The sequence below is a fragment of the Bartonella sp. AP4SXKL genome (assembly GCF_042195845.1).
GTDB lineage: Bacteria > Pseudomonadota > Alphaproteobacteria > Rhizobiales > Rhizobiaceae > Bartonella.
In genome coordinates this window covers 160,550-183,226 of sequence record NZ_JBHIPA010000003.1, presented here as the reverse complement: position 1 = coordinate 183,226, position 22,677 = coordinate 160,550, and the positions used below count along the sequence as shown (strand labels likewise).

At 40.5% G+C, this 22,677-nt stretch carries 31 protein-coding genes and 1 pseudogene; all 32 read left to right on the top strand.

Annotated features, from left to right (window positions below; genetic code table 11):
• Positions 1-65 (top strand): annotated as a pseudogene (locus ACFIMI_RS03165) (elongation factor Tu); the annotation flags it as partial.
• Positions 66-126: 61 nt separating this feature from the next.
• Positions 127-435 carry a 30S ribosomal protein S10 gene (gene rpsJ / locus ACFIMI_RS03160; protein ID WP_005773267.1) on the top strand — a complete coding sequence of 103 codons (309 nt, stop codon included), beginning with the start codon at positions 127-129 and terminating at the stop codon, positions 433-435.
• 27 nt (positions 436-462) lie between these two features.
• Positions 463-1,200, top strand: a complete 738-nt coding sequence (gene rplC / locus ACFIMI_RS03155) for a 50S ribosomal protein L3 (protein ID WP_273791404.1) — start codon at positions 463-465, stop codon at positions 1,198-1,200.
• 2 nt (positions 1,201-1,202) lie between these two features.
• Positions 1,203-1,823, top strand: coding sequence for a 50S ribosomal protein L4 (rplD, locus tag ACFIMI_RS03150; RefSeq protein ID WP_273791405.1), 621 nt, complete (start codon positions 1,203-1,205; stop codon positions 1,821-1,823).
• Positions 1,820-2,113, top strand: a complete 294-nt coding sequence (locus ACFIMI_RS03145) for a 50S ribosomal protein L23 (protein ID WP_273723987.1) — start codon at positions 1,820-1,822, stop codon at positions 2,111-2,113. The genes rplD and ACFIMI_RS03145 overlap by 4 nt, the downstream gene beginning before the upstream one ends.
• A gap of 20 nt (positions 2,114-2,133) precedes the next feature.
• Positions 2,134-2,967, top strand: coding sequence for a 50S ribosomal protein L2 (gene rplB / locus ACFIMI_RS03140; protein ID WP_375611474.1), 834 nt, complete (start codon positions 2,134-2,136; stop codon positions 2,965-2,967).
• 15 nt (positions 2,968-2,982) lie between these two features.
• Positions 2,983-3,261, top strand: coding sequence for a 30S ribosomal protein S19 (gene rpsS / locus ACFIMI_RS03135; protein ID WP_004855734.1), 279 nt, complete (start codon positions 2,983-2,985; stop codon positions 3,259-3,261).
• A 2-nt stretch (positions 3,262-3,263) separates the two neighbouring features.
• Positions 3,264-3,653, top strand: a complete 390-nt coding sequence (gene rplV, locus ACFIMI_RS03130) for a 50S ribosomal protein L22 (RefSeq protein WP_273791407.1) — start codon at positions 3,264-3,266, stop codon at positions 3,651-3,653.
• A complete protein-coding gene (rpsC, locus tag ACFIMI_RS03125) occupies positions 3,653-4,363 on the top strand; it encodes a 30S ribosomal protein S3 (RefSeq protein WP_273791408.1) in 711 nt (236 codons plus the stop codon). The genes rplV and rpsC overlap by 1 nt, the downstream gene beginning before the upstream one ends.
• A gap of 36 nt (positions 4,364-4,399) precedes the next feature.
• Positions 4,400-4,813, top strand: coding sequence for a 50S ribosomal protein L16 (rplP, locus tag ACFIMI_RS03120; protein ID WP_375611475.1), 414 nt, complete (start codon positions 4,400-4,402; stop codon positions 4,811-4,813).
• Between the two features lie 14 nt (positions 4,814-4,827).
• A complete protein-coding gene (gene rpmC, locus ACFIMI_RS03115; protein ID WP_375606714.1) occupies positions 4,828-5,028 on the top strand; it encodes a 50S ribosomal protein L29 in 201 nt (66 codons plus the stop codon).
• A gap of 11 nt (positions 5,029-5,039) precedes the next feature.
• Positions 5,040-5,279, top strand: coding sequence for a 30S ribosomal protein S17 (gene rpsQ / locus ACFIMI_RS03110; protein WP_012231991.1), 240 nt, complete (start codon positions 5,040-5,042; stop codon positions 5,277-5,279).
• 144 nt (positions 5,280-5,423) lie between these two features.
• Positions 5,424-5,792 carry a 50S ribosomal protein L14 gene (gene rplN / locus ACFIMI_RS03105; RefSeq protein ID WP_004855715.1) on the top strand — a complete coding sequence of 123 codons (369 nt, stop codon included), beginning with the start codon at positions 5,424-5,426 and terminating at the stop codon, positions 5,790-5,792.
• A gap of 12 nt (positions 5,793-5,804) precedes the next feature.
• Positions 5,805-6,119 (top strand): 50S ribosomal protein L24, encoded by a 315-nt coding sequence (gene rplX, locus ACFIMI_RS03100; protein ID WP_015856579.1) that lies wholly within the window; start codon positions 5,805-5,807, stop codon positions 6,117-6,119.
• Positions 6,112-6,669 carry a 50S ribosomal protein L5 gene (rplE, locus tag ACFIMI_RS03095; RefSeq protein WP_375611477.1) on the top strand — a complete coding sequence of 186 codons (558 nt, stop codon included), beginning with the start codon at positions 6,112-6,114 and terminating at the stop codon, positions 6,667-6,669. Before rplX ends, rplE begins: the two co-directional genes overlap by 8 nt.
• 24 nt (positions 6,670-6,693) lie before the next feature.
• Positions 6,694-6,999: a 30S ribosomal protein S14 gene (gene rpsN, locus ACFIMI_RS03090; RefSeq protein WP_273791412.1), complete on the top strand. Its 306-nt coding sequence runs from the start codon at positions 6,694-6,696 to the stop codon at positions 6,997-6,999.
• Between the two features lie 14 nt (positions 7,000-7,013).
• The gene (rpsH, locus tag ACFIMI_RS03085; protein WP_375613142.1) at positions 7,014-7,412 is read left to right on the top strand and encodes a 30S ribosomal protein S8; all 399 of its coding nucleotides are present in this window, start codon (positions 7,014-7,016) and stop codon (positions 7,410-7,412) included.
• Between the two features lie 39 nt (positions 7,413-7,451).
• On the top strand, positions 7,452-7,985 hold the full coding sequence (gene rplF / locus ACFIMI_RS03080; protein ID WP_375692230.1) for a 50S ribosomal protein L6: 534 nt from the start codon (positions 7,452-7,454) through the stop codon (positions 7,983-7,985).
• A gap of 12 nt (positions 7,986-7,997) precedes the next feature.
• Positions 7,998-8,360: a 50S ribosomal protein L18 gene (gene rplR / locus ACFIMI_RS03075; RefSeq protein ID WP_273791414.1), complete on the top strand. Its 363-nt coding sequence runs from the start codon at positions 7,998-8,000 to the stop codon at positions 8,358-8,360.
• 111 nt (positions 8,361-8,471) lie between these two features.
• Positions 8,472-9,020 carry a 30S ribosomal protein S5 gene (rpsE, locus tag ACFIMI_RS03070; RefSeq protein ID WP_015856574.1) on the top strand — a complete coding sequence of 183 codons (549 nt, stop codon included), beginning with the start codon at positions 8,472-8,474 and terminating at the stop codon, positions 9,018-9,020.
• A 31-nt stretch (positions 9,021-9,051) separates the two neighbouring features.
• Entirely contained in the window at positions 9,052-9,258 is a 207-nt protein-coding gene (rpmD, locus tag ACFIMI_RS03065) for a 50S ribosomal protein L30 (protein ID WP_375611481.1), read from the top strand.
• Positions 9,259-9,278: 20 nt separating this feature from the next.
• The gene (rplO, locus tag ACFIMI_RS03060; RefSeq protein ID WP_375692229.1) at positions 9,279-9,746 is read left to right on the top strand and encodes a 50S ribosomal protein L15; all 468 of its coding nucleotides are present in this window, start codon (positions 9,279-9,281) and stop codon (positions 9,744-9,746) included.
• Positions 9,747-9,907: 161 nt separating this feature from the next.
• Positions 9,908-11,254 (top strand): preprotein translocase subunit SecY, encoded by a 1,347-nt coding sequence (secY, locus tag ACFIMI_RS03055; protein ID WP_375611483.1) that lies wholly within the window; start codon positions 9,908-9,910, stop codon positions 11,252-11,254.
• Positions 11,251-11,829, top strand: coding sequence for an adenylate kinase (locus ACFIMI_RS03050; RefSeq protein ID WP_375613140.1), 579 nt, complete (start codon positions 11,251-11,253; stop codon positions 11,827-11,829). The genes secY and ACFIMI_RS03050 overlap by 4 nt, the downstream gene beginning before the upstream one ends.
• Positions 11,830-12,011: 182 nt before the next feature.
• Positions 12,012-12,380, top strand: coding sequence for a 30S ribosomal protein S13 (gene rpsM, locus ACFIMI_RS03045; RefSeq protein WP_026500557.1), 369 nt, complete (start codon positions 12,012-12,014; stop codon positions 12,378-12,380).
• A gap of 115 nt (positions 12,381-12,495) precedes the next feature.
• On the top strand, positions 12,496-12,885 hold the full coding sequence (rpsK, locus tag ACFIMI_RS03040; protein ID WP_007347762.1) for a 30S ribosomal protein S11: 390 nt from the start codon (positions 12,496-12,498) through the stop codon (positions 12,883-12,885).
• Between the two features lie 94 nt (positions 12,886-12,979).
• Positions 12,980-13,993 (top strand): DNA-directed RNA polymerase subunit alpha, encoded by a 1,014-nt coding sequence (locus ACFIMI_RS03035; protein WP_375611485.1) that lies wholly within the window; start codon positions 12,980-12,982, stop codon positions 13,991-13,993.
• A 24-nt stretch (positions 13,994-14,017) separates the two neighbouring features.
• Complete coding sequence (rplQ, locus tag ACFIMI_RS03030; RefSeq protein WP_273791421.1) at positions 14,018-14,446, top strand: 50S ribosomal protein L17; 429 nt, start codon at positions 14,018-14,020, stop codon at positions 14,444-14,446.
• A gap of 267 nt (positions 14,447-14,713) precedes the next feature.
• On the top strand, positions 14,714-16,108 hold the full coding sequence (locus tag ACFIMI_RS03025; RefSeq protein WP_375613138.1) for a DegQ family serine endoprotease: 1,395 nt from the start codon (positions 14,714-14,716) through the stop codon (positions 16,106-16,108).
• A 9-nt stretch (positions 16,109-16,117) separates the two neighbouring features.
• On the top strand, positions 16,118-17,443 hold the full coding sequence (locus tag ACFIMI_RS03020) for a replication-associated recombination protein A (RefSeq protein WP_375613137.1): 1,326 nt from the start codon (positions 16,118-16,120) through the stop codon (positions 17,441-17,443).
• A gap of 968 nt (positions 17,444-18,411) precedes the next feature.
• The gene (recA, locus tag ACFIMI_RS03015) at positions 18,412-19,455 is read left to right on the top strand and encodes a recombinase RecA (RefSeq protein WP_273791424.1); all 1,044 of its coding nucleotides are present in this window, start codon (positions 18,412-18,414) and stop codon (positions 19,453-19,455) included.
• Positions 19,456-19,656: 201 nt separating this feature from the next.
• Positions 19,657-22,323 carry an alanine--tRNA ligase gene (gene alaS, locus ACFIMI_RS03010; protein WP_375692228.1) on the top strand — a complete coding sequence of 889 codons (2,667 nt, stop codon included), beginning with the start codon at positions 19,657-19,659 and terminating at the stop codon, positions 22,321-22,323.
• Positions 22,324-22,677 lie beyond the last annotated feature (354 nt).

The following is a 22,677-nucleotide window of genomic DNA, read 5'->3' as shown; positions in this document are numbered from 1 at the left end:
GTTTTGCTATTCGTGAAGGTGGTCGTACTGTTGGTGCCGGTATCGTCTCTAAGATCATTGAATAAATAATGCTTGTTGAGTGCTTTGATTATTGAAGGCACTTTGTATAACAGGGAAATAAAGAGCATGAACAGTCAGAATATTCGCATTCGCTTGAAAGCGTTTGATCATAGAATTCTTGATACGTCGACGCGTGAGATTGTATCGACTGCTAAACGTACCGGTGCAAATGTCCGTGGTCCCATTCCGCTTCCGACGCGGATTGAGAAGTTTACGGTCAATCGTGGACCGCATATCGATAAGAAAAGTCGTGAGCAGTTTGAGATGCGAACACATAAGCGTCTTCTTGACATTGTTGATCCAACGCCGCAAACAGTGGATGCGCTTATGAAGCTCGATCTTTCTGCTGGTGTGGATGTAGAAATTAAGCTCTGAGGTTTGAGGACAGAAGGAACAGACCCGATGCGTTCAGGTGTAATAGCACAGAAGCTGGGCATGACCCGTATTTATAATGATGCTGGTGAGCATGTGCCGGTGACGGTACTTCGTTTGGAGAATTGTCAAGTCGTTGCTCAGCGTACAGTTGAAAAGAATGGTTATACTGCTGTTCAATTAGGTGTAGGCTTTGCTAAGGTTAAGAATACTTCACAAGCTCTTCGTGGACATTTTGCTAAGGCTTCTGTTGAGCCTAAAGCCAAAATAGCAGAGTTTCGTGTGAGTCCCGACAATCTTCTTGATGTTGGTACTGAGATTACAGTGGAACATTTTGTTCCAGGGCAAAGAGTTGATGTGACTGGTACCAGTATTGGTAAGGGGTTTGCTGGTGTTATGAAACGACATAACTTTGGTGGGCATCGTGCTTCCCATGGTAATTCGATCACACATCGTGCTCATGGTTCTACAGGGCAGTGCCAAGATCCTGGTAAAGTTTTTAAAGGCAAAAAAATGGCCGGACATATGGGGCAAGTGCGTGTAACAACACAGAATATTGAAGTTATTTCCACTGATAGTGAGCGTGGTTTAATTTTAGTGCGTGGTGCTGTTTCTGGTTCTAAAGGTTCTTGGATTTTGATACGGGATGCTGTGAAGAAGCGTCTTCCTGATAATGCTCCAAAGCCTGCTGGTATTCGCCGTCTTGTGAAGGAGAAAGCGGAAATGGTTACTCCGGTGACGGAAACCTCTGAGGTTGAGGGAGCCTAATAATGGATCTTGTAATTAAAACTCTTGATGGTAATGAAGCTGGCAAATTAAAGGTTTCTGAAGCTATTTTTGATCTTGTTCCGCGTGAGGATATTTTGCAACGTGTTGTTCGTTGGCAGCTTGCACGTCGTCAGCAGGGAAGTCATCAGTCCCAAGGTCGTTCTGATGTGTCGCGAACAGGGGCAAAAATGTTTAAACAGAAAGGAACTGGGCGTGCTCGACATTCATCTGCACGTGCACCGCAGTTCAGGGGTGGGGGTAAGGCACATGGACCGGTGGTTCGTAGCCATGCGCATGATCTTCCTAAAAAGATTCGTGCTCTTGGGTTACGTCTTGCTTTATCTGCAAAATTAAAAGCAAAAGATTTAATTATTGTGGATGAGTTGACTGTTAAGGATGCTAAAACGAAAATGCTTGTTTCTCATTTTTCTAAGCTTGGATTTAATAACGCTCTCTTGATTGGTGGTAAAGAGATTGATATTAACTTTTTTCGTGCAGCCTCTAATATCCCTAATATTGACATTTTGCCTATTCAGGGAATTAATGTTTATGATATTTTGCGTCGCAGCAAACTTGTTTTATCAAAAGCAGCTGTTGAGGCTCTTGAGGAGCGTTTTAAATGACAGATCTTCGCCATTATGATATAATTATTAGTCCAGTTATTACTGAAAAGGCGACTATGATTTCTGAATATAATCAAGTTGCTTTTAATGTCGCGCCGAAAGCGACGAAGCCTGAGATTAAGGCTGCTATTGAAGCGCTTTTTAGCGTAAAAGTTAAAGCAGTTAACACGATAGTCCGTAAGGGTAAAGTGAAGCGTTTCAAAGGTATAGTTGGTCGGCAGAGTGATGTCAAAAAAGCGATCGTAACTCTGGCCAGTGGTCAGACTATCGACGTTTCGACAGGTCTTTAAGAGGCTCGGAGATAGGAATAATGGCACTTAAGCAGTTTAATCCAACGACACCTGGGCAGCGTCAGCTTGTTATTGTGGAACGTTCTTGTCTTTATAAGGGAAAACCTGTAAAGATGTTAACTGAAGGTTTGTCTTCAAAGGGTGGACGTAATAATCGCGGTCGTGTTACTGCTCGTTTTCAGGGTGGTGGACATAAACGTAGTTATCGGTTTGTCGACTTTAAGCGTCTTAAACGTGATGTTTCAGCAAAGGTTGAGCGTTTAGAATACGATCCTAATCGTACCGCTTTTATTGCTTTAATCCGCTATGAGGATGGGCAATTGAGTTATATTCTTGCACCACAGCGTCTTGGTGTTGGTGATTCTGTTATGGCTGGTTTAAATGTGGATGTTAAACCAGGTAATGCTATGCCTCTTGCTAATATGCCTGTAGGTACAATTATTCATAATGTTGAGATGAAGCCAGGGAAAGGCGGACAGATTGCACGTTCAGCAGGTGCTTATGCGCAGTTGGTTGGACGAGATCATGGTATGGCTATTCTTCGTTTAAATTCTGGTGAGCAGCGTTTGGTTCCGAGTAGCTGTTTTGCAACTGTTGGCGCTGTTTCAAATCCTGATCATGGGAATATTAATGATGGTAAGGCGGGGCGGTCACGTTGGCGTGGTAAACGTCCACATGTTCGTGGTGTTGCTATGAACCCCGTTGATCATCCACACGGTGGTGGTGAAGGTCGTACATCGGGGGGGCGCCATCCAGTTTCTCCCTGGGGTAAACCTACGAAAGGTAAGCGTACGCGCTCCAATAAAGCCACTGATAAATTTATTATGCGTACGCGTCATCAACGCAAGAAATGAGAAAGGTAGTCTGAGGTGGTTCGTTCAGTGTGGAAAGGTCCGTTTGTTGACGGCTATCTTCTTGGTAAAGCAGAGAAGGTACGTGCAAGTGGGCGCAACGAAGTTATAAAAATATGGAGTCGTCGCTCTACTATTTTACCGCAATTTGTTGGTTTAACTTTTGGTGTTTACAACGGTAATAAGCATATTCCTGTTTCTGTTTCTGAAGAGATGGTTGGGCATAAGTTTGGTGAGTTCGCTCCTACCCGGACTTATTATGGTCATGGTGCCGATAAGAAAGCGAAGAGGAAGTAGGAATGGGAAAAGCTAAAGTTTCGCGCCAGCTTAAAGATAATGAAGCAAGAGCTGTCACGCGGACAATTCGTGTTAGTCCGCAGAAGCTTAATTTAGTTGCTGCAATGATTCGTGGTAAAAGAGTTAATGTAGCGCTCGCTGATTTGATGTTTTCACGCAAGCGAATTGCTGCTACTGTGAAAAAAACGCTTGAATCAGCAATTGCAAATGCAGAAAATAACCACGATCTTGATATTGATTCGCTTGTTGTGGCGGAAGCTTATGTTGGTAAGTCGATAGTGATGAAGCGCTTTCATGTTCGTGGTCGAGGGCGTGCTAGTAGAATTGAACGTCCATTTTCGCATCTTACTGTTATTGTTCGTGAAGTTACCGAAAAAGTGGAGGCCGCGTAATGGGGCAGAAGATCAATCCAATAGGACTTCGTCTTGGTGTTAATCGGACTTGGGACTCTCGTTGGTATGCTGATAGTGGTGAATATGGGCGCCTTCTTCATGAAGATTTGAAAATTCGTTCATATGTGCTTGAGGAACTTAAACAGGCGGCTATTTCTAAGGTTGTTATTGAGCGTCCTCATAAAAAGTGTCGTATTACAATTCATTCTGCACGTCCTGGTTTGATTATTGGTAAAAAGGGTGCTGATATCGAAAAGCTTCGTCGTAAACTCTCAGAAATGACGGATGCTGAAACTTCATTGAATATTGTGGAGATTCGTAAACCGGAGATTGATGCGACAATTATTGCGCAATCAATTGCTCAACAGTTAGAGCGTCGTGTTGCTTTTCGTCGTGCAATGAAGCGTGCTGTTCAGTCTGCTATGCGTCTTGGTGCGGAAGGTATTCGTATCAATTGTTCTGGCCGTCTTGGTGGTGCTGAAATTGCTCGTATGGAATGGTATCGTGAAGGTCGTGTTCCACTTCATACCTTGCGTTCTGATGTTGATTACGGTACAGCAGAAGCTAAGACCGCTTATGGTATTTGTGGTATTAAAGTTTGGGTCTTTAAGGGTGAGATTCTTGAGCATGATCCGATGGCTTCAGAACGTCGTGCTACGGAAGCTGATCAATCTGGTTCTTCATCGAATCGTCGCCGCGAAAATGCTTAGTTTTTGAGATTGAACTAAAATTTGGAGTAGAGAACAATGTTGCAGCCAAAGCGCACAAAGTTCCGTAAACAGTTCAAAGGCCGTATTCACGGTTTTGCGAAGGGTGGTACGGATTTGAATTTCGGTGCCTACGGTTTGAAGGCTGTTGAGCCGGAGCGGGTTACTGCTCGTCAAATTGAAGCGGCGCGTCGTGCGATTACACGTTATATGAAGCGTTCTGGTCGTGTGTGGATTCGCATTTTTCCAGATCTTCCGGTTACATCTAAACCGACTGAAGTTCGTATGGGTAAAGGTAAGGGAAGTGTTGATTATTGGGCTGCACGTGTTGCTCCTGGGCGCGTCATGTTTGAGCTTGATGGAGTTCCGGAGGATGTTGCACGTGAAGCACTAAGATTGGGTGCTGCAAAGTTGCCTATAAAAACGCGTTTCATCCAGCGTATTGCTGAATAATGAGGTTATAAGCGATGAGAGCCACAGAATTACGGGCGCAAACGCTCGACCAAATGAAAGATGAATTGGCTAAGTTAAAGAAAGAGCAATTTAATTTGCGTTTTCAAAAAGCAACAGGTCAATTAGAAAAGACTGCGCGCGTTAGACAAGTTCGTCGTGATATTGCGCGTATTAAAACTTTTCTTCGTCAAAAGATAAGTGAAAGTAAGGTTTAAGGAAATAAGAGATGCCTAAACGCGTTTTGCAGGGTGTTGTTATTAGCGACAAAAGTGATAAGACTGTTGTTGTCAAAGTTGAACGCCGTTATTCTCATCCGCTTCTTAAGAAGACTGTTCGGCAGTCTAAAAATTATAAAGCGCATGACGAAAACAACCAATTCAAGATTGGGGATCAAGTTTCTATTCAGGAATCTAGACCAATTTCGAAAGATAAATGTTGGATTGTTGTAAAAGACAATGTAGCGTAATGAGTTAAGCTTATTGTTTTAGAATTTAACAGTGTGGTTATCATTGATAAATTTGAAGGCGATAACTTTATCGTTATTTGGCAGGCAAATCCGAGTGTGTAAAAGATTCAATCGGATATATGTGTTAAGAGAAGGTGGCCAGTCATGATTCAGATGCAAACAAACCTCGACGTTGCTGATAATTCTGGAGCGCGTCGTGTCATGTGCATCAAAGTGTTAGGCGGTTCAAAGCGGAAATATGCTTCGGTCGGTGACATTATTGTTGTTTCGGTTAAGGATGCAATTCCTCGTGGCCGTGTTAAAAAAGGTGATGTTATGAAAGCTGTTGTGGTTCGTACTGCTAAGGATATTCGTCGCGCAGATGGTAGTGTCATTCGTTTTGATAGTAATGCTGCGGTTTTAGTAGATAATAAAAAAGAGCCGATCGGTACTCGTATCTTTGGACCTGTTCCCCGTGAATTGCGTGGTAGGAATCATATGAAGATCATCTCGCTTGCTCCTGAAGTTCTGTAAGGAGTAAATGTTATGCAGAAGATTCGAAAAGGTGATAAAGTTGTTGTTTTGTCCGGTAAGGATAAAGGATGTAGTGGTGAAGTAATTAAGGTTAGTCCAAAAGAGAATAAGGCTTTTGTTCGTGGGATTAATATGATTAAACGTCATCAACGTCAAACGCAGAAGCAAGAAGCTGGAATTATTTCTAAAGAAGCTCCGATTCATCTGTCTAATTTGGCGATTGCTGATCCTAAAGATGGTAAGCCTACACGTGTAGGCTTTCGTATGAATGCAGATGGTAATAAAGTTCGTTTTGCCAAGCGTTCGGGAGAGTTGATTAATGGCTGAGGAAAGACAAATACCGCGTATGAAAGCGCATTATTTTGAAGTGATTCGTAAAGTGCTTCAAGAGAAGTTTAATTACAGAAATGCGATGCAAATTCCGCGGATTGATAAAGTTGTAATAAATATGGGGATAGGTGAAGCAACTGCTGATTCGAAGAAGCCTTCCCTTGCCGCTGAGGATTTAGGGCTAATAACGGGTCAGAAGGCTGTTGTTACGCGTGCGCGTAATTCTATTGCGACCTTTAAGGTTCGTGAAGGAATGCCTCTTGGGGCTAAAGTTACATTGCGTAAAGATCGTATGTTTGAGTTTTTAGATCGTCTTGTGACGATTGCTCTTCCGCGGGTTCGTGACTTTCGTGGTTTAAATCCAAAGAGTTTTGATGGTCGTGGCAATTTTGCTATGGGTATTAAAGAACACATTGTGTTTCCAGAAATCAACTATGATAAAGTTGATCAAATTTGGGGTATGGATATTATCGTTTGTACGACAGCAAAAACGGATGATGAAGCTCGTGAGTTATTGCGTGCTTTTAATTTTCCTTTTCGTTCGTAACGGCAAACGTAGTGAGGTGAAATTATGGCCAAAGTAAGTGCCGTTGAAAAAAATAAGCGTCGTGAGGTGATGGTAAAGCGCTATGCTGCCCGTCGTGCACGTTTGAAAGCAATAGTTATGGATCAGAAGGTTTCTCTTGAAGAACGTTTTAAAGCTTCTGTTCAGTTGGCAGAGTTGCCGCGTAATTCTTCGAAAGTTCGTATTCGTAATCGCTGTGAGGTTTCAGGTCGTCCGCGGGCTTATTATCGTAAATTAAAAATGTCGCGAATTGCGTTGCGTGAGCTTGGCTCTATTGGCTATATTCCTGGTATTGTAAAGTCTAGTTGGTAAGAGGAGATTATTTAATGTCTATGTCAGATCCTCTTGGTGATATGCTAACACGTATTCGTAATGCACTTGGTCGTAAAAAAGGTAAAGTAGTTACTCCAGCTTCGAAGCTTCGTGCGCACGTTCTTGATGTTCTTCAGTCGGAAGGTTATATTCGCGGATATAATCGAATTGATTTAGGTGATGGGAAAGCTGAAATTGAAATCGAATTGAAGTATTTTGAAGGGCTGGCTGCTATTCGTGAGATTTCACGTGTATCAAAGCCAGGGCGTCGTGTGTATGTTTCTGCTAAGTCACTTCCTCAGGTGGCAAATGGCCTTGGTATTTCGATTTTATCGACTCCTAAAGGCGTCATGGCAGATCATGAGGCGCGTGAACAGAATGTTGGTGGAGAACTCCTTTGTCGTGTTTTCTAAGTTATGTCAAGAAAACGGAAGAAAAAGTAGGTTAGAACAATGTCTCGTATTGGAAAGAAACCCATTTCAATTCCTTCTGGAGTTACTGCTACTGTTGAAGGACAGCTGGTTAAGGTAAAAGGTCCAAAAGGTGAGCTGAGTTACGTCGTCAATGATGAAGTCTTAGTCAAACTTGAGGAGAATATCATATCAGTTATGCCGCGGGATCAGTCAAAAGATGCGCGTTCTAAATGGGGTATGTCGCGCTCAATGATTGAGAACATTTTTTGTGGTGTGAAAGATGGTTTTGAAAAGAGGTTGGAGATTAATGGGGTTGGTTATCGTGCTGCTTTGCAGGGTAAGGATGTTCAACTATCTCTGGGCTTTTCGCATGATGTGGTTTATAAAGTTCCGTCGGGTGTTACTGTGACTGTTCCTAAGCCAACGGAAATTGTTGTTTCTGGAATTGATAAACAGCAAGTTGGACAAGTTGCAGCGGAGATTCGTGAGTATCGTAGGCCTGAGCCTTATAAAGGTAAAGGTGTTAAGCATGCAGATGAACGTATCTTCCGTAAAGAAGGTAAAAAGAAATAAGGATTTTGTATTATGGTTTCATCTAAGGACATTATCCAACGTCGTGCAAGGCGTGTTCGTCGTAGAATTAAAATGGTTTCTCATGATCGTCCTCGGCTTAGTGTTTATCGTTCAAATCAGAACATTTATGCTCAAGTTATCGATGATTTGCGGGGATGTACACTTGTTTCAGCCTCTACTCTTGAAAGTGATTTGAAAAAATCGTTAAAGAGTGGTGCTGATAAAAAGGCGGCCTTTGCTGTTGGTAAGTTAATTGCTGAGCGTGCGAAGAAAGCGGGTGTTAATGAGGTGGTTTTTGATCGTGGAGCGTATGTGTACCATGGTCGCGTCAAAGCTTTAGCTGAAGCTGCTCGTGAAGGTGGTTTGAATTTCTAAAATTTCTTATTTATGAATGAGTAAGGAGAGTTTAGAGTATTTCGTTTAAGTTCTTCCAGTTTGATGAGGGACTTTGTTATCGTGCTTCCGGAAAAGAAAAAGGAATGAGGAATGGCACAAAAAGAACGTGGTGAGAGAGAAGAACGCGATAATGAATTTGTCGATAGGCTCGTTCATATCAATCGTGTTGCTAAAGTTGTAAAGGGTGGTCGGCGTTTTGGTTTTGCTGCTCTTGTTGTCGTTGGAGATCAAAAAGGGCGTGTGGGTTTTGGACATGGTAAAGCCCGTGAAGTTCCAGAAGCCGTTCGTAAAGCAACGGAATCTGCGAAACGTGGGATGATTTATGTTCCGCTTCGGTCTGGGCGTACATTGCATCATGATCTTGAAGGTCGTCACGGAGCTGGGCGTGTTTTGCTACGTTCGGCTTCTGCTGGTACTGGTATTATTGCTGGGGGACCGATGCGTGCTATTTTTGAAGCTCTTGGTATGCAGGATGTCGTTGCAAAATCACTAGGGTCGTCGAATCCTTATAACATGGTTCGTGCAACATTTGATGCATTGAAACATCAAATGCATCCTAGAGATATTGCTGCTCAACGTGGTATAAAGTATTCGACTTTGCAGGCGCGTCGTCGCCATTTAGTCGACCTAGAAGGGTAGTTTCTGAGATTATCAGAAAAGGAATTAGGAAATGGTTCAGAAAAAATCTCAGAGTGGTAAAACTGTGACGGTGGAACAAATTGGAAGCCCTATTCGAAACTCACAGATTCAGCGTGCAACCTTAAAGGGGCTTGGACTAAATAAAATGCGTCGTCGGCGCGTTTTAGATGATACACTTTGTGTGCGGGGTATGATTGCTCGGGTTCGGCATCTTGTTCGCGTTATAGATGAAGGTTAAGGGTTGCGGGAGTATTAGATATGAAACTCAATGAACTGCGTGATTGCGAAGGCGCAACAAAAAATCGTAAGCGTGTTGGGCGTGGTATTGGTTCCGGTACGGGTAAGACTGGTGGACGTGGTGTAAAAGGGCAAAAGTCACGTTCTGGTGTTTCCCTTAATGGTTTTGAAGGTGGGCAAATGCCTATCTATCGTCGTTTGCCAAAACGTGGATTTAGGAATTTCTTTGCTAAAACCTACAATGAAGTTTCACTGGGACGTATTCAGTTGGCAGTTGATGCAGGTAAGTTGAATATTGAAAAGCCTGTTGATATGGTTTCTTTGAAAGAGGCTGGTATTATTCGTCGTGAAAAAGATGGGGTTCGTCTTCTTTCTGATGGTGATTTGAAGGCTAAGATTAGCTTTCATGTTTCTGGTGCTTCACAAGCTGCTCGTGTTAAGATTGAAAAAGTGGGTGGCCAGGTTATTCTTCCTGATATTGCTCGATAATTTTTTGATATGAATAGAGACCTAAAGAAGAATAATATCTGTTTTGTGGGATCTTTTGTGGAGAATTGTTTAAGTTCTGCATTTGTTTGTGTATGCATATATGAATTTTAGGATTATACTTCTGTGATTTGAAGAACTGGAGTGTAAAGTGGAGACGTTTTATGGCATCAGCAGCAGAGCAATTTGCTTCCAATATAAATTTCGGCACCTTTTCGCGTGCAACTGAATTAAAGAAACGCATCTGGTTTACTCTGTTGGCGCTTCTTGTATATCGTTTTGGCACTTACATCTCTCTTCCAGGTATCAATATCGATGCTTTGCGGCAAACATTTGAACATCACGCGTCGGGTGTATTAGGACTCTTTAATATGTTTGCTGGAGGTGCCGTTGGGCGTATGGCTATTTTTGCGCTGGGTATCATGCCTTATATATCGGCATCTATTATTGTGCAATTGTTAACATCTATTATTCCTTCTTTGGAAACTCTTAAAAAAGAAGGGGATTTAGGTCGTAAGATTATCAATCAATATACGCGTTATGTAACAGTCGTATTGGCAATTCTACAAGCTTTTGGTATTGCGGTTGCGCTTGAAAGCGGTATAGGGTCGGGGCTTCAAATTGTTTTAGAACCAGGTCTTATGTTTCGTATTTCTTCTGTTATTACGCTTGTTGGCGGAACGATGTTTCTTATGTGGCTTGGCGAGCAAATTACGTCACGTGGTATTGGTAATGGGGTTTCTCTTATCATTTTTACAGGGATTGTAGCCAACTTTCCTTCTACTTTTGCTCAGCTTTTGACAGCTCATAGTCAGGCTGATTTATCAACTTTTCTTTTAATAGGAATCGTTCTTATTGCTGTTTTGGTTATTGGGCTTATTGTTTTTATAGAGCGTGCGCAACGGCGAATTCTTATCCAATACCCGAAACGTCAGGTCGGTAATCAAATGTTTCAAGGAGATATGTCGCATCTTCCTTTAAAGTTGAATACTGCTGGTGTTATTCCACCTATTTTTGCTTCATCTTTATTATTATTACCTGCCACTATTAATAATTTTTCTGATAAAATGCCACAATGGGTTCAGGAGATTTCTTATGCTCTTGGTCATGGACAGCCACTTTATATGATTGTTTATGCATTTTTAATGGCGTTTTTTTGCTTTTTTTATACAGCTATTGTGTTTAATCCAAGTGATACTGCAGATCAGTTGAAAAAACATTCTGGTTTTATTCCAGGGATTCGTCCAGGTGAGCGTACAGCCGAATATATTGATTACGTTTTGACGCGTATTACTGTTGTGGGCGCTATTTATATTATCTTGGTTTGTTTGTTACCTGAATTTATGATATCTGCATTACAGGTTCCTTTTTATCTTGGGGGAACATCCTTGTTGATTGTTGTTACTGTTACACTTGATACGGTTGCTCAAATTCAGGGGCATCTTGTTGCCCACCAATATGAAGGGTTGATAAAAAAATCAAAACTTCGTGGAGGTAGAAGGAATCGATGAGAGTTATTCTTTTAGGTCCTCCTGGAGCGGGAAAAGGTACGCAAGCAAAAATGTTGACTGAGGAATATAACATTCCTCATTTATCAACAGGGGATATGTTGCGTGAGGTGATTGCCAAAGAAACGGAGATTGGTAAAAAAGCTAAAGCTATTATAAGTTCTGGTGCTTTGGTACCTGATAGTATTGTTAATCAAATCGTATCAGATCGGATTGATGAAGCTGATTGTGTAAACGGTTTTGTTTTGGATGGATATCCGCGAACTGTGGGGCAAGCAGAAGCGTTGCAACAGATACTGGATTCAAAAAATATGTGGCTTAATGCTGTTATTGAATTGTGTGTTGATGAAGACGTGTTGATTGAACGTATGAAGAAGCGTGTTGAGGAAACAATAGCGACTGGTGGACAGGTTCGTTTAGATGACAATCCTGTTGCTTTTGCAAAAAGATTAGTAGAATATCGTGAAAAAACAGCTCCCTTATCAAAATTTTATTCAGAGAGGGGAATGTTGAAGGTTATTGATGGAATGATTGGTGTTGCTGAAGTGACACGTATGATTAGAGGGTTTCTTTCATGAGATTTTTTTTTAGAAATAAATGAAAAGAGTTGACTTTTGAGATGAAATCTATCAAAAGTGAATTTAATTTATTTTAGTGAAATAATAGGATTCGGAAGAATTTTTTTTCTGAGTCTATTTTTTTCTGTAAAGTATATCAGGTATTTTATAACAATTTGTCAAAATAACTAAGGAGAGTAGGCGTGGCTCGTATTGCTGGCGTCAATATCCCGACAAATAAGCGTGTAATTATTGCGCTTCAATATATCCACGGGATTGGACCAAAATTTGCTCAAGAAATTATTGAAAGAGTTGGCATTCCTTTGGGGCGTCGTGTGCATGAGCTTTCAGATGCTGAGGTGCTGCAGATTCGTGAGGCAATAGATCAGGGGTATCAAGTTGAAGGTGATCTTCGTCGTGAGGTTGCTATGAATGTTAAGCGTTTGATGGATCTTGGTTGTTATCGAGGATTGCGTCATCGCCGGTCTTTGCCTGTCCGAGGACAGCGTACACATACGAATGCCCGTACACGTAAAGGTCCGGCTAAGGCAATCGCCGGTAAGAAGAAATAAGGGCCTTTGTGGGAGGTTTTTTATATATTCTTTTTCTTGTTTGATTTTTTTTGACAAGGAAAAAAGGTGGAGCTGCTGATGTTACGGCAGTGATGAGATCGTTGAAAGGGAAATTATGGCCAAGGAAGCCACACGTGTTCGTCGTCGCGAACGTAAAAATATTTCATCGGGTGTTGTGCATATTAATTCAACATTTAATAACACAATGATTACTATTACTGATGCTCAGGGTAATGCAATTGCTTGGTCATCTGCGGGAGCTCAGGGGTTTAAAGGTGCGCGTAAATCGACACCTTTTGCTGCTCAAGTTGCTGCGGAGGATTGTGCAAGAAAAGCGCAAGAGCATGGTATGCGTTCTTTGGAAGTTGAAGTTTGTGGACCTGGATCAGGGCGTGAATCTGCTTTACGTGCATTGCAATCTGTTGGTTTTGTCATTACTTCTATTCGCGATGTAACACCAATTCCTCATAATGGATGTCGTCCGCGGAAAAGGCGGCGTGTTTAATTGGGTGTTGTTTTTTGTTGTCGGAGATTTCTCTGATGTTCACATTGGTCGTTACGATTGAATGGTAACGGAACTAAAGAACGGGAATAAAAATATGATCCAGAAAAACTGGCAGGAACTTATTAAACCCAATAAGGTTGAATCATGTGCACATGATAATCCAAATATTATAAGTGTGATTGCTGAACCTCTTGAGCGTGGTTTTGGTTTAACGTTAGGAAATGCGCTTCGTCGCGTTTTGTTATCTTCGCTTCGTGGTGCTGCTATTACTGCTGTGCAGATTGACGGTGTTTTGCACGAATTTTCATCGATTCCAGGTGTGCGTGAGGATGTTACGGATATTATTCTGAATATAAAAGAAATTGCGCTTCGTATGGAAGAAGAAGGGCCTAAACGTGTCGTCGTTTATAAAGAGGGGCCTGGTGTCGTGAAAGCGGGAGATATCAGTACAGTTGGGGATATGGAAATTCTAAATCCAGATCATGTTATTTGTACTCTTGATGAAGAAGCTGAAATTCGTATGGAATTTATTGTCAACACAGGAAAGGGGTATGTGCCATCTGATCGTAATTGTGTTGATGATGCACGTATAGGGCTTATTCCAATTGATAGTCTTTATTCACCTATCCGTAAGGTATCTTATAAAGTAGAAAATACACGCGAAGGTCAAGTTCTCGATTATGATAAATTAACGCTCACGATTGAAACAAACGGTGCTGTTAATGGTGAGGATGCTGTTGCTTTTGCAGCACGCATTCTTCAGGATCAATTATCGTTATTTATTAACTTTGAAGAGCCACAGAAGGAGCCTGTTGAAGAGGCTGATTCTGAGCTTTCTTTTAATCCTGCACTTCTCAAAAAAGTGGATGAATTAGAACTTTCAGTTCGTTCGGCAAACTGTCTTAAGAATGATAATATTGTTTATATTGGTGATCTGATTCAAAAAACAGAATCTGAAATGCTTCGGACACCGAATTTTGGTCGCAAATCGTTGAATGAGATTAAAGAAGTTTTGGCGTGTATGGGTTTACATCTTGGGATGGAGATTCCTGCGTGGCCGCCTGAAAACATTGATGATCTTGCAAAACGTTATGAAGATCAATATTAAAATTAGAATTTAAGGAGAGGGCTTATGCGCCATAGTAAGTCAGGACGCAAGTTGAACCGTACTGCCAGTCACCGTAAAGCGATGTTTGCAAATATGGCAACTTCGTTGATCGAGCATGAGCAGATTGTGACAACGCTTCCAAAGGCTAAAGAAATTCGTCCTATTGTTGAAAAACTCGTTACTCTTGGTAAGCGTGGTGGTTTGCATGCGCGTCGGCAAGCTATTGCAGCACTTCGTGATGCAGGAAAGGTTGCAAAATTATTTGATACGCTTGCGCCACGTTATGCATCACGCAACGGTGGGTATTTGCGTATTATGAAAGCGGGGTTTCGTACCGGTGATAATGCGCCCATGGCTGTTATAGAATTTGTTGATCGTGATGTTGAAGCGAAGGGTGCTGGGGATCGTGCTCGCATGGAAGCTTCTGAGAATGAAAAGGGAACATCTTCGTAGAGTTTTTTATTCTGTTGGATTTTTAAAGGCCGCCTTGTCTTGGGCGGTTTTTTTGTGAGCATTTTTAAGTTTGTTTTAGTTGAGAAATAGGTGCAGAGAGAAAATTATAGAATATTGAATTATCTTATTTTTATAATATTTATTGTTCAAATAGGTTGTTTTTATTCTCTATTATGAAATATTAATAGAGGTCCTTAATTTGCGGGGATACGTTTTTTTATTCTATTAATCTTCAACAGAATGTGCTGATTTTATAAGGAGTGGATTATGAGGTATTCTTTTTGGGTGCGGATTTTTTTTGCAATTATGATGCAGATATCATTTGATCATGTATATGCTCATGTTCCTCAAACACAAACAGAAATCACCCTTTCATTTGCTCCTTTAGTTAAAAAGACAGTTCCATCTGTTGTAAATATTTATGCAGCTCGACAAATTAGAGCTCGATCACCTTTTGAAGGCGATCCATTTTTTGAGCAATTTTTTGGTCGTTTTCAAAATAAATTTCCTGTTCGTAAGCAATCGTCATTAGGATCAGGGGTGATTGTTGATGCACGTGGTTTGATCGTTACAAATTACCACGTCATTAAAGATGCAAGCGAAATTAAAGTGGCTTTTTCTGATGGACGGGAGTTTGAGAGTAAGGTCGTGCTCAAAGATGAAGCAACTGATATTGCAATTCTTGAAGTTAAGGAAAAAGATGCTCAATTTCCGGCTCTTTCTTTGGGAAATTCTGATACTGTTGAAGTTGGTGATCTTGTTCTTGCTATTGGTAATCCCTTTGGTGTTGGTCAAACAGTTACAAGTGGTATTGTTTCAGCGCAAGCGCGTACACGTGTTGGGATTTCTGATTTTGACTTTTTTATTCAAACAGACGCAGCCATTAATCCAGGGAATTCTGGTGGCGCTTTAATTGATATGAAAGGTCAGTTAATCGGAATTAATACGGCTATCTATTCGCGTTCCGGTGGTTCTGTAGGGATTGGTTTTGCTATTCCAGTTAATCTTGTAAAAGTGATGCTTGATACTGTTAAACGCGGTGGAAAATATTTTGTGCCGCCTTATATTGGGGCTTCTTTTCAAAATGTTACAGCTGATATTGCTGGTGGTTTAGGTTTAGAACGTCCCTATGGTGCTCTGATTATTGAAGTTATCAAAGATAGTCCTGCTGAAAAAGCTGGATTGAAAGTAGGTGATGTTATTTTGAGTGTGCAGGGGGTACGCGTTGACAGTCCAGATAGTCTTGGTTATCGTTTGATGACAGCTGACGTTGAGCATAGTCTTGCCTTGGAATATTTACGAAGTGGAAAAACTTTAAAAACACAAATAACAGTTTCATCAATATCAGAAACTGCATTTTTAAAATCTGAAAAAATTACGGGTGACAGTCCTCTTGCTGGTGCTGAGGTGTTAGATTTAACACCGCAAAATAGTCGACGTTTTCATCTTCCTATATCTGCAAAAGGGGTTGTGATTACCAATCTTGAGGAAATGAGCAATGCAGCTGGAATTTTTCAGTCAGGAGATATTCTACGTGTTGTAAATGGCCATAAAATTCAAACAGTTCATCAGTTGAAAAAGGTTCTTATGCAAGGTCGCTCAAATATGTGGCAATTGGAATATGAACGTGATGGTATGTATATTCGCCAATTTATTCGTTGAGGTTTTTTTTTGAAGAAAGATTTTTTTACTTCGTCGTTTGATTTTCAAGTTAATAAAAATCAGCCACTTGCAGAAAGAATGCGCCCTTGTTCTCTCAATGATGTTGTGGGACAAAAGCATTTGATTGGAGAGGATGGTTTGCTTTCACGTATGGCGGCAACAGGCTCAATTGGATCGATGATTTTTTGGGGACCTCCAGGGACGGGAAAAACGACCGTTGCACGTTTGTTAGCCCTTGAAACAAATTTCGCGTTTGAACAGGTTTCTGCTATTTTTACAGGAGTTTCTGAACTTAAAAAGATTTTTGAAGTTGCGCAGAGGCGTTTTATATCTGGGGATAAAACACTTCTCTTTGTTGATGAAATTCATCGGTTTAATCGTGCACAGCAGGATAGTTTTCTTTCTGTGATGGAAGAGGGTACTGTGGTACTTATAGGTGCAACAACCGAAAATCCTTCTTTTGAACTGAATGCTGCCCTTCTTTCGCGTGCACGTGTTTTAACATTTCTTTCTCATGATCATGAAAGTTTGGACATGCTTTTGAGGCGTGCTGAAGAAGTGGAGGGAAAAACTCTTCCCTTGGATAATGATGCCAGAGACGTTTTGATAGAGATGTCTGATGGTGATGCGCGGGTTGCGTTAACATTGGCAGAGGAAGTTTGGTCTATTGCGCCATTGGGAGAGATTCTTGATGTTGTTGCTTTGCAAAAAGTTATTCAGCGTCGTGCGCCTATTTATGATAAAGGACGAGATGGGCATTATAATCTCATTTCAGCGTTGCATAAATCCGTTCGTGGATCTGATCCTGATGCTGCGCTTTATTATTTGGCACGTATGTTGGATGCTGGTGAAGATCCTCTCTATATTGGGCGAAGATTGGTTCGTATGGCCGTTGAAGATATTGGTTTGGCGGATCCTCAAGCTCTTGTCATTTGTAATGCAGCAAAAGATGCCTATGATTATTTAGGATCACCAGAAGGAGAGTTGGCCTTGGCGCAAGCATGTCTTTATGTTGCAACTGCGCCAAAGTCAAATGCAGCATATCTTGCGTATAAAGCAGCACTGCGTTGTGCACGCAAAAATGGCTCTTTACCACCTCCTAAGCATATTCTTAATGCTCCTACGAAATTTATGAAGGAAGAAGGGTATGGAAGTGGTTATTGTTATGACCATGATGAACCAGATGCTTTTTCAGGACAAGAATATTTTCCCGAAAAACTTGGACGTCAGAGTTATTATAAACCAGTTGAGCGTGGTTTTGAGCGTGAAATTGTGAAACGTCTTGAGTGGTGGCAACAGTTGCGCAAAAAACGTAAAGATCAAAATAAAATTTGAGTTGAAATACGTTTTTTATTGATCTCTTATGTTATTGTATGAGAAATTTAGCTTATATTTTAAACAATTTATTGCATTGCTTGTAGAGATTTTTTTGATATCTTCAAAAGTGCATATTTTTTCAAATTTAAATATATCATTCAACTTTTAAGCTGCTTTATTTTTTTTGGTTTTATTAAATAATATATTGACTTATAATGATAATTAACTGTTTCGTAAGTTGAATGAAAGTTTCAAATACCGTAAATTTCTCTCATCCCAAGTCTGTTATTTGTTGAAGCAATCAAGTTATTCGCTTGCATGTTACAAGCAGGATTAGCGTGTGATAAAAACTGTACAAGAAAGGACTAAAAATCCCTCCTATGAATTGTCTCAAGTGCCGAGAGCTGTTGCAATATTGGAGGATGATAAATAGTGTGATGGTGCCGGCTTGCTCCTTCTATAGAGTAAAGATGGTGGTGCCTAAAGGGTTTTGCAGTATACCACATTCATAGGTGTTGTCACAAAATGAGCTTGGAAGTTTTGAGAGATGTTTCTTAAATCAAGTGCATGAATATGCAACACAATAGCGTTTTGTTCTTCGATGCAATAGGGTATGAGGTTGATTGATGATGCGTTTTTTGTGTGATCAATAGCGGGAGAATTCTTAGTCTCTCAAGTATTTAATCAAAGGGATAAGCAGAAGGGTTGTAGAACATTGTGTTTAAAATTAAATTGTTCCTTTTCTAGAGAGATATAAATATGTTAACTATGCTCCCATAGAGATATTACTTTATTGGAGTTTATTATGTGTCATAAGATAAGCAATGCCAATTCTTTATTGTGATAGTCATGAATGTTTATGGACATAATGTGGAGATAGGAATGGAAATAGTCTGTGAAACTCTAAACTCAAGCCTTTAGTTAAATTAAAAGTACAGTATACACTAAAGTTTTAGGTTATTATGAATTCGGTCAAGGATATAATCGTGGATAAAACAAAAGCTCTCGATGCTGCTCTCTCACAAATTGAACGTTCTTTTGGTAAAGGCTCGATTATGCGTCTTGGGCAAAAAGAGCAGGTTGTTGAAATTGAAACAATTCCAACAGGGTCGTTATCCTTGGATATTGCTTTAGGGATTGGTGGATTACCGAAGGGGCGTATTGTTGAGATTTATGGACCAGAAAGTTCTGGGAAAACAACATTGGCTCTCCATGCTATTGCTGAGGCACAGAAAGGTGGTGGGATTTGTGCTTTTATTGATGCAGAGCATGCGCTTGATCCTATTTATGCGCGTAAGCTTGGTGTTGATTTAGAAAACTTGTTCATTTCTCAGCCAGATACCGGTGAACAGGCATTGGAAATTACAGAAACGTTGGTTCGTTCTGGTGCCGTTGATGTGCTTGTTGTGGATTCTGTCGCAGCTTTAACACCGCGAGCAGAAATTGACGGTGAAATGGGTGATGCTTTGCCCGGATTGCAAGCTCGGTTAATGAGTAAAGCGTTACGAAAATTAACCGCAGCAATTTTTCGCTCTAACTGTATGGTTGTTTTTATTAATCAAATTCGCATGAAAATTGGTGTGATGTTTGGTTCTCCTGAAACGACAACGGGTGGAAACGCTTTAAAGTTTTATGCTTCTGTTCGTTTAGATATTCGTCGCATTGGATCCATTAAAGATAGGGATTCAATCGTTGGTAATCAGACGCGCGTTAAAGTGGTGAAAAATAAATTGGCACCTCCATTCAAACAGGTTGAGTTTGATATTATTTATGGTGAAGGTATTTCCAAAGTAGGTGAATTGATTGATTTGGGTGTCAAGGTTGGTGTTGTTGAAAAATCTGGTGCATGGTTTTCTTATAATTCTCAGCGTTTAGGGCAGGGGCGTGAGAATGCAAAGCAGTTTTTACGTGAACATGTGGAAATAGCTACAGAGATTGAAGCAGCTTTGCGCCAAAATGCTGGTTTGATTGCGATTGAATTGTTAGAAAATGCAGGGTCAGAAAATATAGAAAGTGATGAAGCCATTTGATGGGGGGGTCGTCTATAATTTTTTTTCTTTAAGATTTTTCTGTTTTTTTGTTTGAGTTTTTAAATACGCAGTCATTTTTTTCTCAATTTTTTAAAACAAATATTCCATTTTTGATTAAATTGACTCCATGCGTGGCGAAGAGGATTTAATGAGGGGGGATTTTTCTTTTATGGTTTTGTGCTGTATTGAGCAGGTGTCAACATGAATAGTGTTAATAATATTCGGTCAACATTTTTGGATTATTTTCATCGTAATGGGCATAAAGTTCTTTCTTCTAGTCCGCTTGTTCCGCGGAATGATCCTACACTTATGTTTACAAATGCAGGGATGGTGCAGTTTAAAAATGTTTTTACTGGACTTGAACAACCTTCTTATACGCAGGCAACAACGGCACAAAAATGTGTTCGTGCAGGTGGAAAGCATAATGATCTTGATAATGTTGGTTATACGGCGCGCCATCATACATTTTTTGAAATGCTGGGTAATTTTTCTTTCGGTGATTATTTCAAAGAAGAAGCTATTTTTTTATCATGGAATCTTTTAACAAAGGAATTTTGCCTGCCAAAAGATAAATTGTTGGTGACAGTTTATCAGAGTGATGATGTTGCTGCTGAACTGTGGCGTAAAATTTCAGGTCTTCCAGATGAAAAAATTGTTCGTATTGCGACGGCTGATAATTTTTGGTCGATGGGAGAAACAGGCCCTTGTGGTCCTTGTTCGGAGATTTTTTATGATCATGGTGATGAAATATGGGGCGGTCCTCCTGGAAGTGCTAATGAAGATGGGGATCGCTTTATTGAGATTTGGAATCTTGTTTTTATGCAGTATGAGCAAGTTTCCAAGGAAGAACGTGTTAACTTACCTCACCCTTCTATTGATACCGGTATGGGATTAGAGCGTATTGCTGCTGTTTTACAGGGCGTTCATGATAATTATGATATTGATCTTTTTCGTGCATTAATTGCTGCATCAGAAGAAATTACAGGGATTGAGGCAAAGGGTGATTTTATTGCCAGCCATCGTGTCATTGCTGATCATCTTCGCTCATCTGCATTTTTGATTGCTGATGGTGTGCTTCCTTCTAATGAAGGAAGAGGATATGTTTTACGTCGTATTATGCGTCGTGCTATGCGTCATGCGCATCTTCTTGGTGCTAAAGAGCCCTTAATGTGGCGACTTTTACCTGCTTTAATTCGCGAAATGGGACAAGCTTATCCTGAGTTGACACGTGCTGAATCTTTGATTTCAGAAACTTTAAGGTTAGAAGAAATACGTTTTCGTAAAACGCTTGAACGAGGACTTGGTTTGTTGAACGAAGCAAGTACCGATCTTAAAGAAGGGGACTATTTGAATGGTGAAGTTGCTTTCAAGCTCTATGATACCTATGGTTTTCCGCTTGATTTGACGCAAGATGTTCTTCGTCGTCGCGGAATATCTGTTGACGTTGGTGCTTTTGATAAAGCGATGGAACGCCAAAAAGAGGAGGCACGTGCCAATTGGTCTGGTTCTGGAGAAGCTGGAACAGAGAAAATCTGGTTTTCTGTTCGTGATCAAGTGGGGGACACAGAGTTTTTAGGTTATGAAACTGAGACAGCGAAAGGTATTCTTACAGCTCTTGTATGTGATGGTAAAATTGTTGATCATATTTCTTCAGATCAGAAAGCTATGCTTGTTGTTAATCAGACACCTTTTTATGGTGAATCTGGTGGGCAAATTGGTGATAGCGGTATCATTTCTGGTGAAAATTTTATTTTTAAGGTGCATGATACCCAAAGAAAGGGTGATGGTGTTTTTATCCATATTGGGGAGGTGAAATCTGGTCAGGCATCGAGGTCTGATTGTGTAGAATTAACGGTTGATATTGTTCGTCGTAAGAAAATTCGTGCGAATCACTCTGCTACTCATTTGTTACACGAAGCTTTACGCCAAACATTGGGGGACCATGTTACACAAAAGGGTTCTCTTGTATCGCCAGATCGGTTGCGTTTTGATTTTTCCCATCCAAAATCCGTTTCACCAAAAGAGTTGAAAAAAATAGAAGATTTAGCCAATGAGATTATTTTGCAAAATAGTAAAGTAATAACGCGCCTCATGGCTGTAGATGAGGCCATTTCTGAAGGAGCCATGGCATTGTTTGGTGAAAAATATGGTGATGAAGTTCGCGTTGTTTCTATGGGGGAGCCACTTGAACAGGAAAGATTAAAAAAGCGTTGGTCAATTGAGCTTTGTGGAGGGACACATGTGGAGCGAACAGGTGATATTGGTTTAATTCATATTGTTTCTGAAAGTTCTGTTTCAGCTGGAGTGCGGCGTATTGAAGCTTTAACAGGCAAAGAAGCACGTCTTTATCTTAGCCGCCAAGATGAACGTATTCATGAAATCGCTGATCTTTTAAAAACTTCTTCTGCTGGTGTGGAAGAACGGGTGCGAATTTTGCTTGATGATCGTCGTAAACTTGAAAAAGAATTGAATGATGTACGCAAGAAAATGATGTTGAGTGGTGGAGTAACAGAAAGGAGCCAAGGTGATATTACCATCATCAATGGGCTTTCTTTTACCGGACGCGTTGTTAAAAATATTTTACCACGGGATCTTAAGGCGCTCGTCGATTCTGAGAAAAAACAAATTGGATCTGGAGTGGTTGCTTTTATTAGTGTCTCGGAGGATGGAAAAGGGAGTGCTGTTGTCGGTGTTACGGATGATTTAACGGATAAATTAAATGCTGTAGATCTCGTTCGTATTCTTTCAGCGATGCTTGGTGGTAAAGGTGGAGGTGGCCGTCCTGATATGGCGCAGGCTGGTGGTCCTGAGGGGAACAAAGCTGATGAGGCATTTGCGGCACTAAAAGATTTTCTTGAAAAAAATTAAAGAATGAAATCATTCTGCATAGGTATTTTTCACATTGTTATATTTGGTTGGCATCTATGTATCATGAATATCTGTCTGGTGTATTTCTGAAATGCAGATACAGCGTAATTGGGGAAAATACAATTGTAAAGATAAAGACAGTGTTTGTCTTTATCACCACTTTATCATTTGGCTTTATAGCTTCCAAGCGTTTCAGGAGTCACCTTTTTAAGATAAGATAGATTATGCAGCACTTCATGCTTTACTGTGTATTCTTTTACTAGGAAGACTAGTTATTGTGTTGCTCTTATAGATTTTTTGAAGAAACATCTCTTTTTATGAAAGGAAAAATACAAGATTTATTGCATACGATTA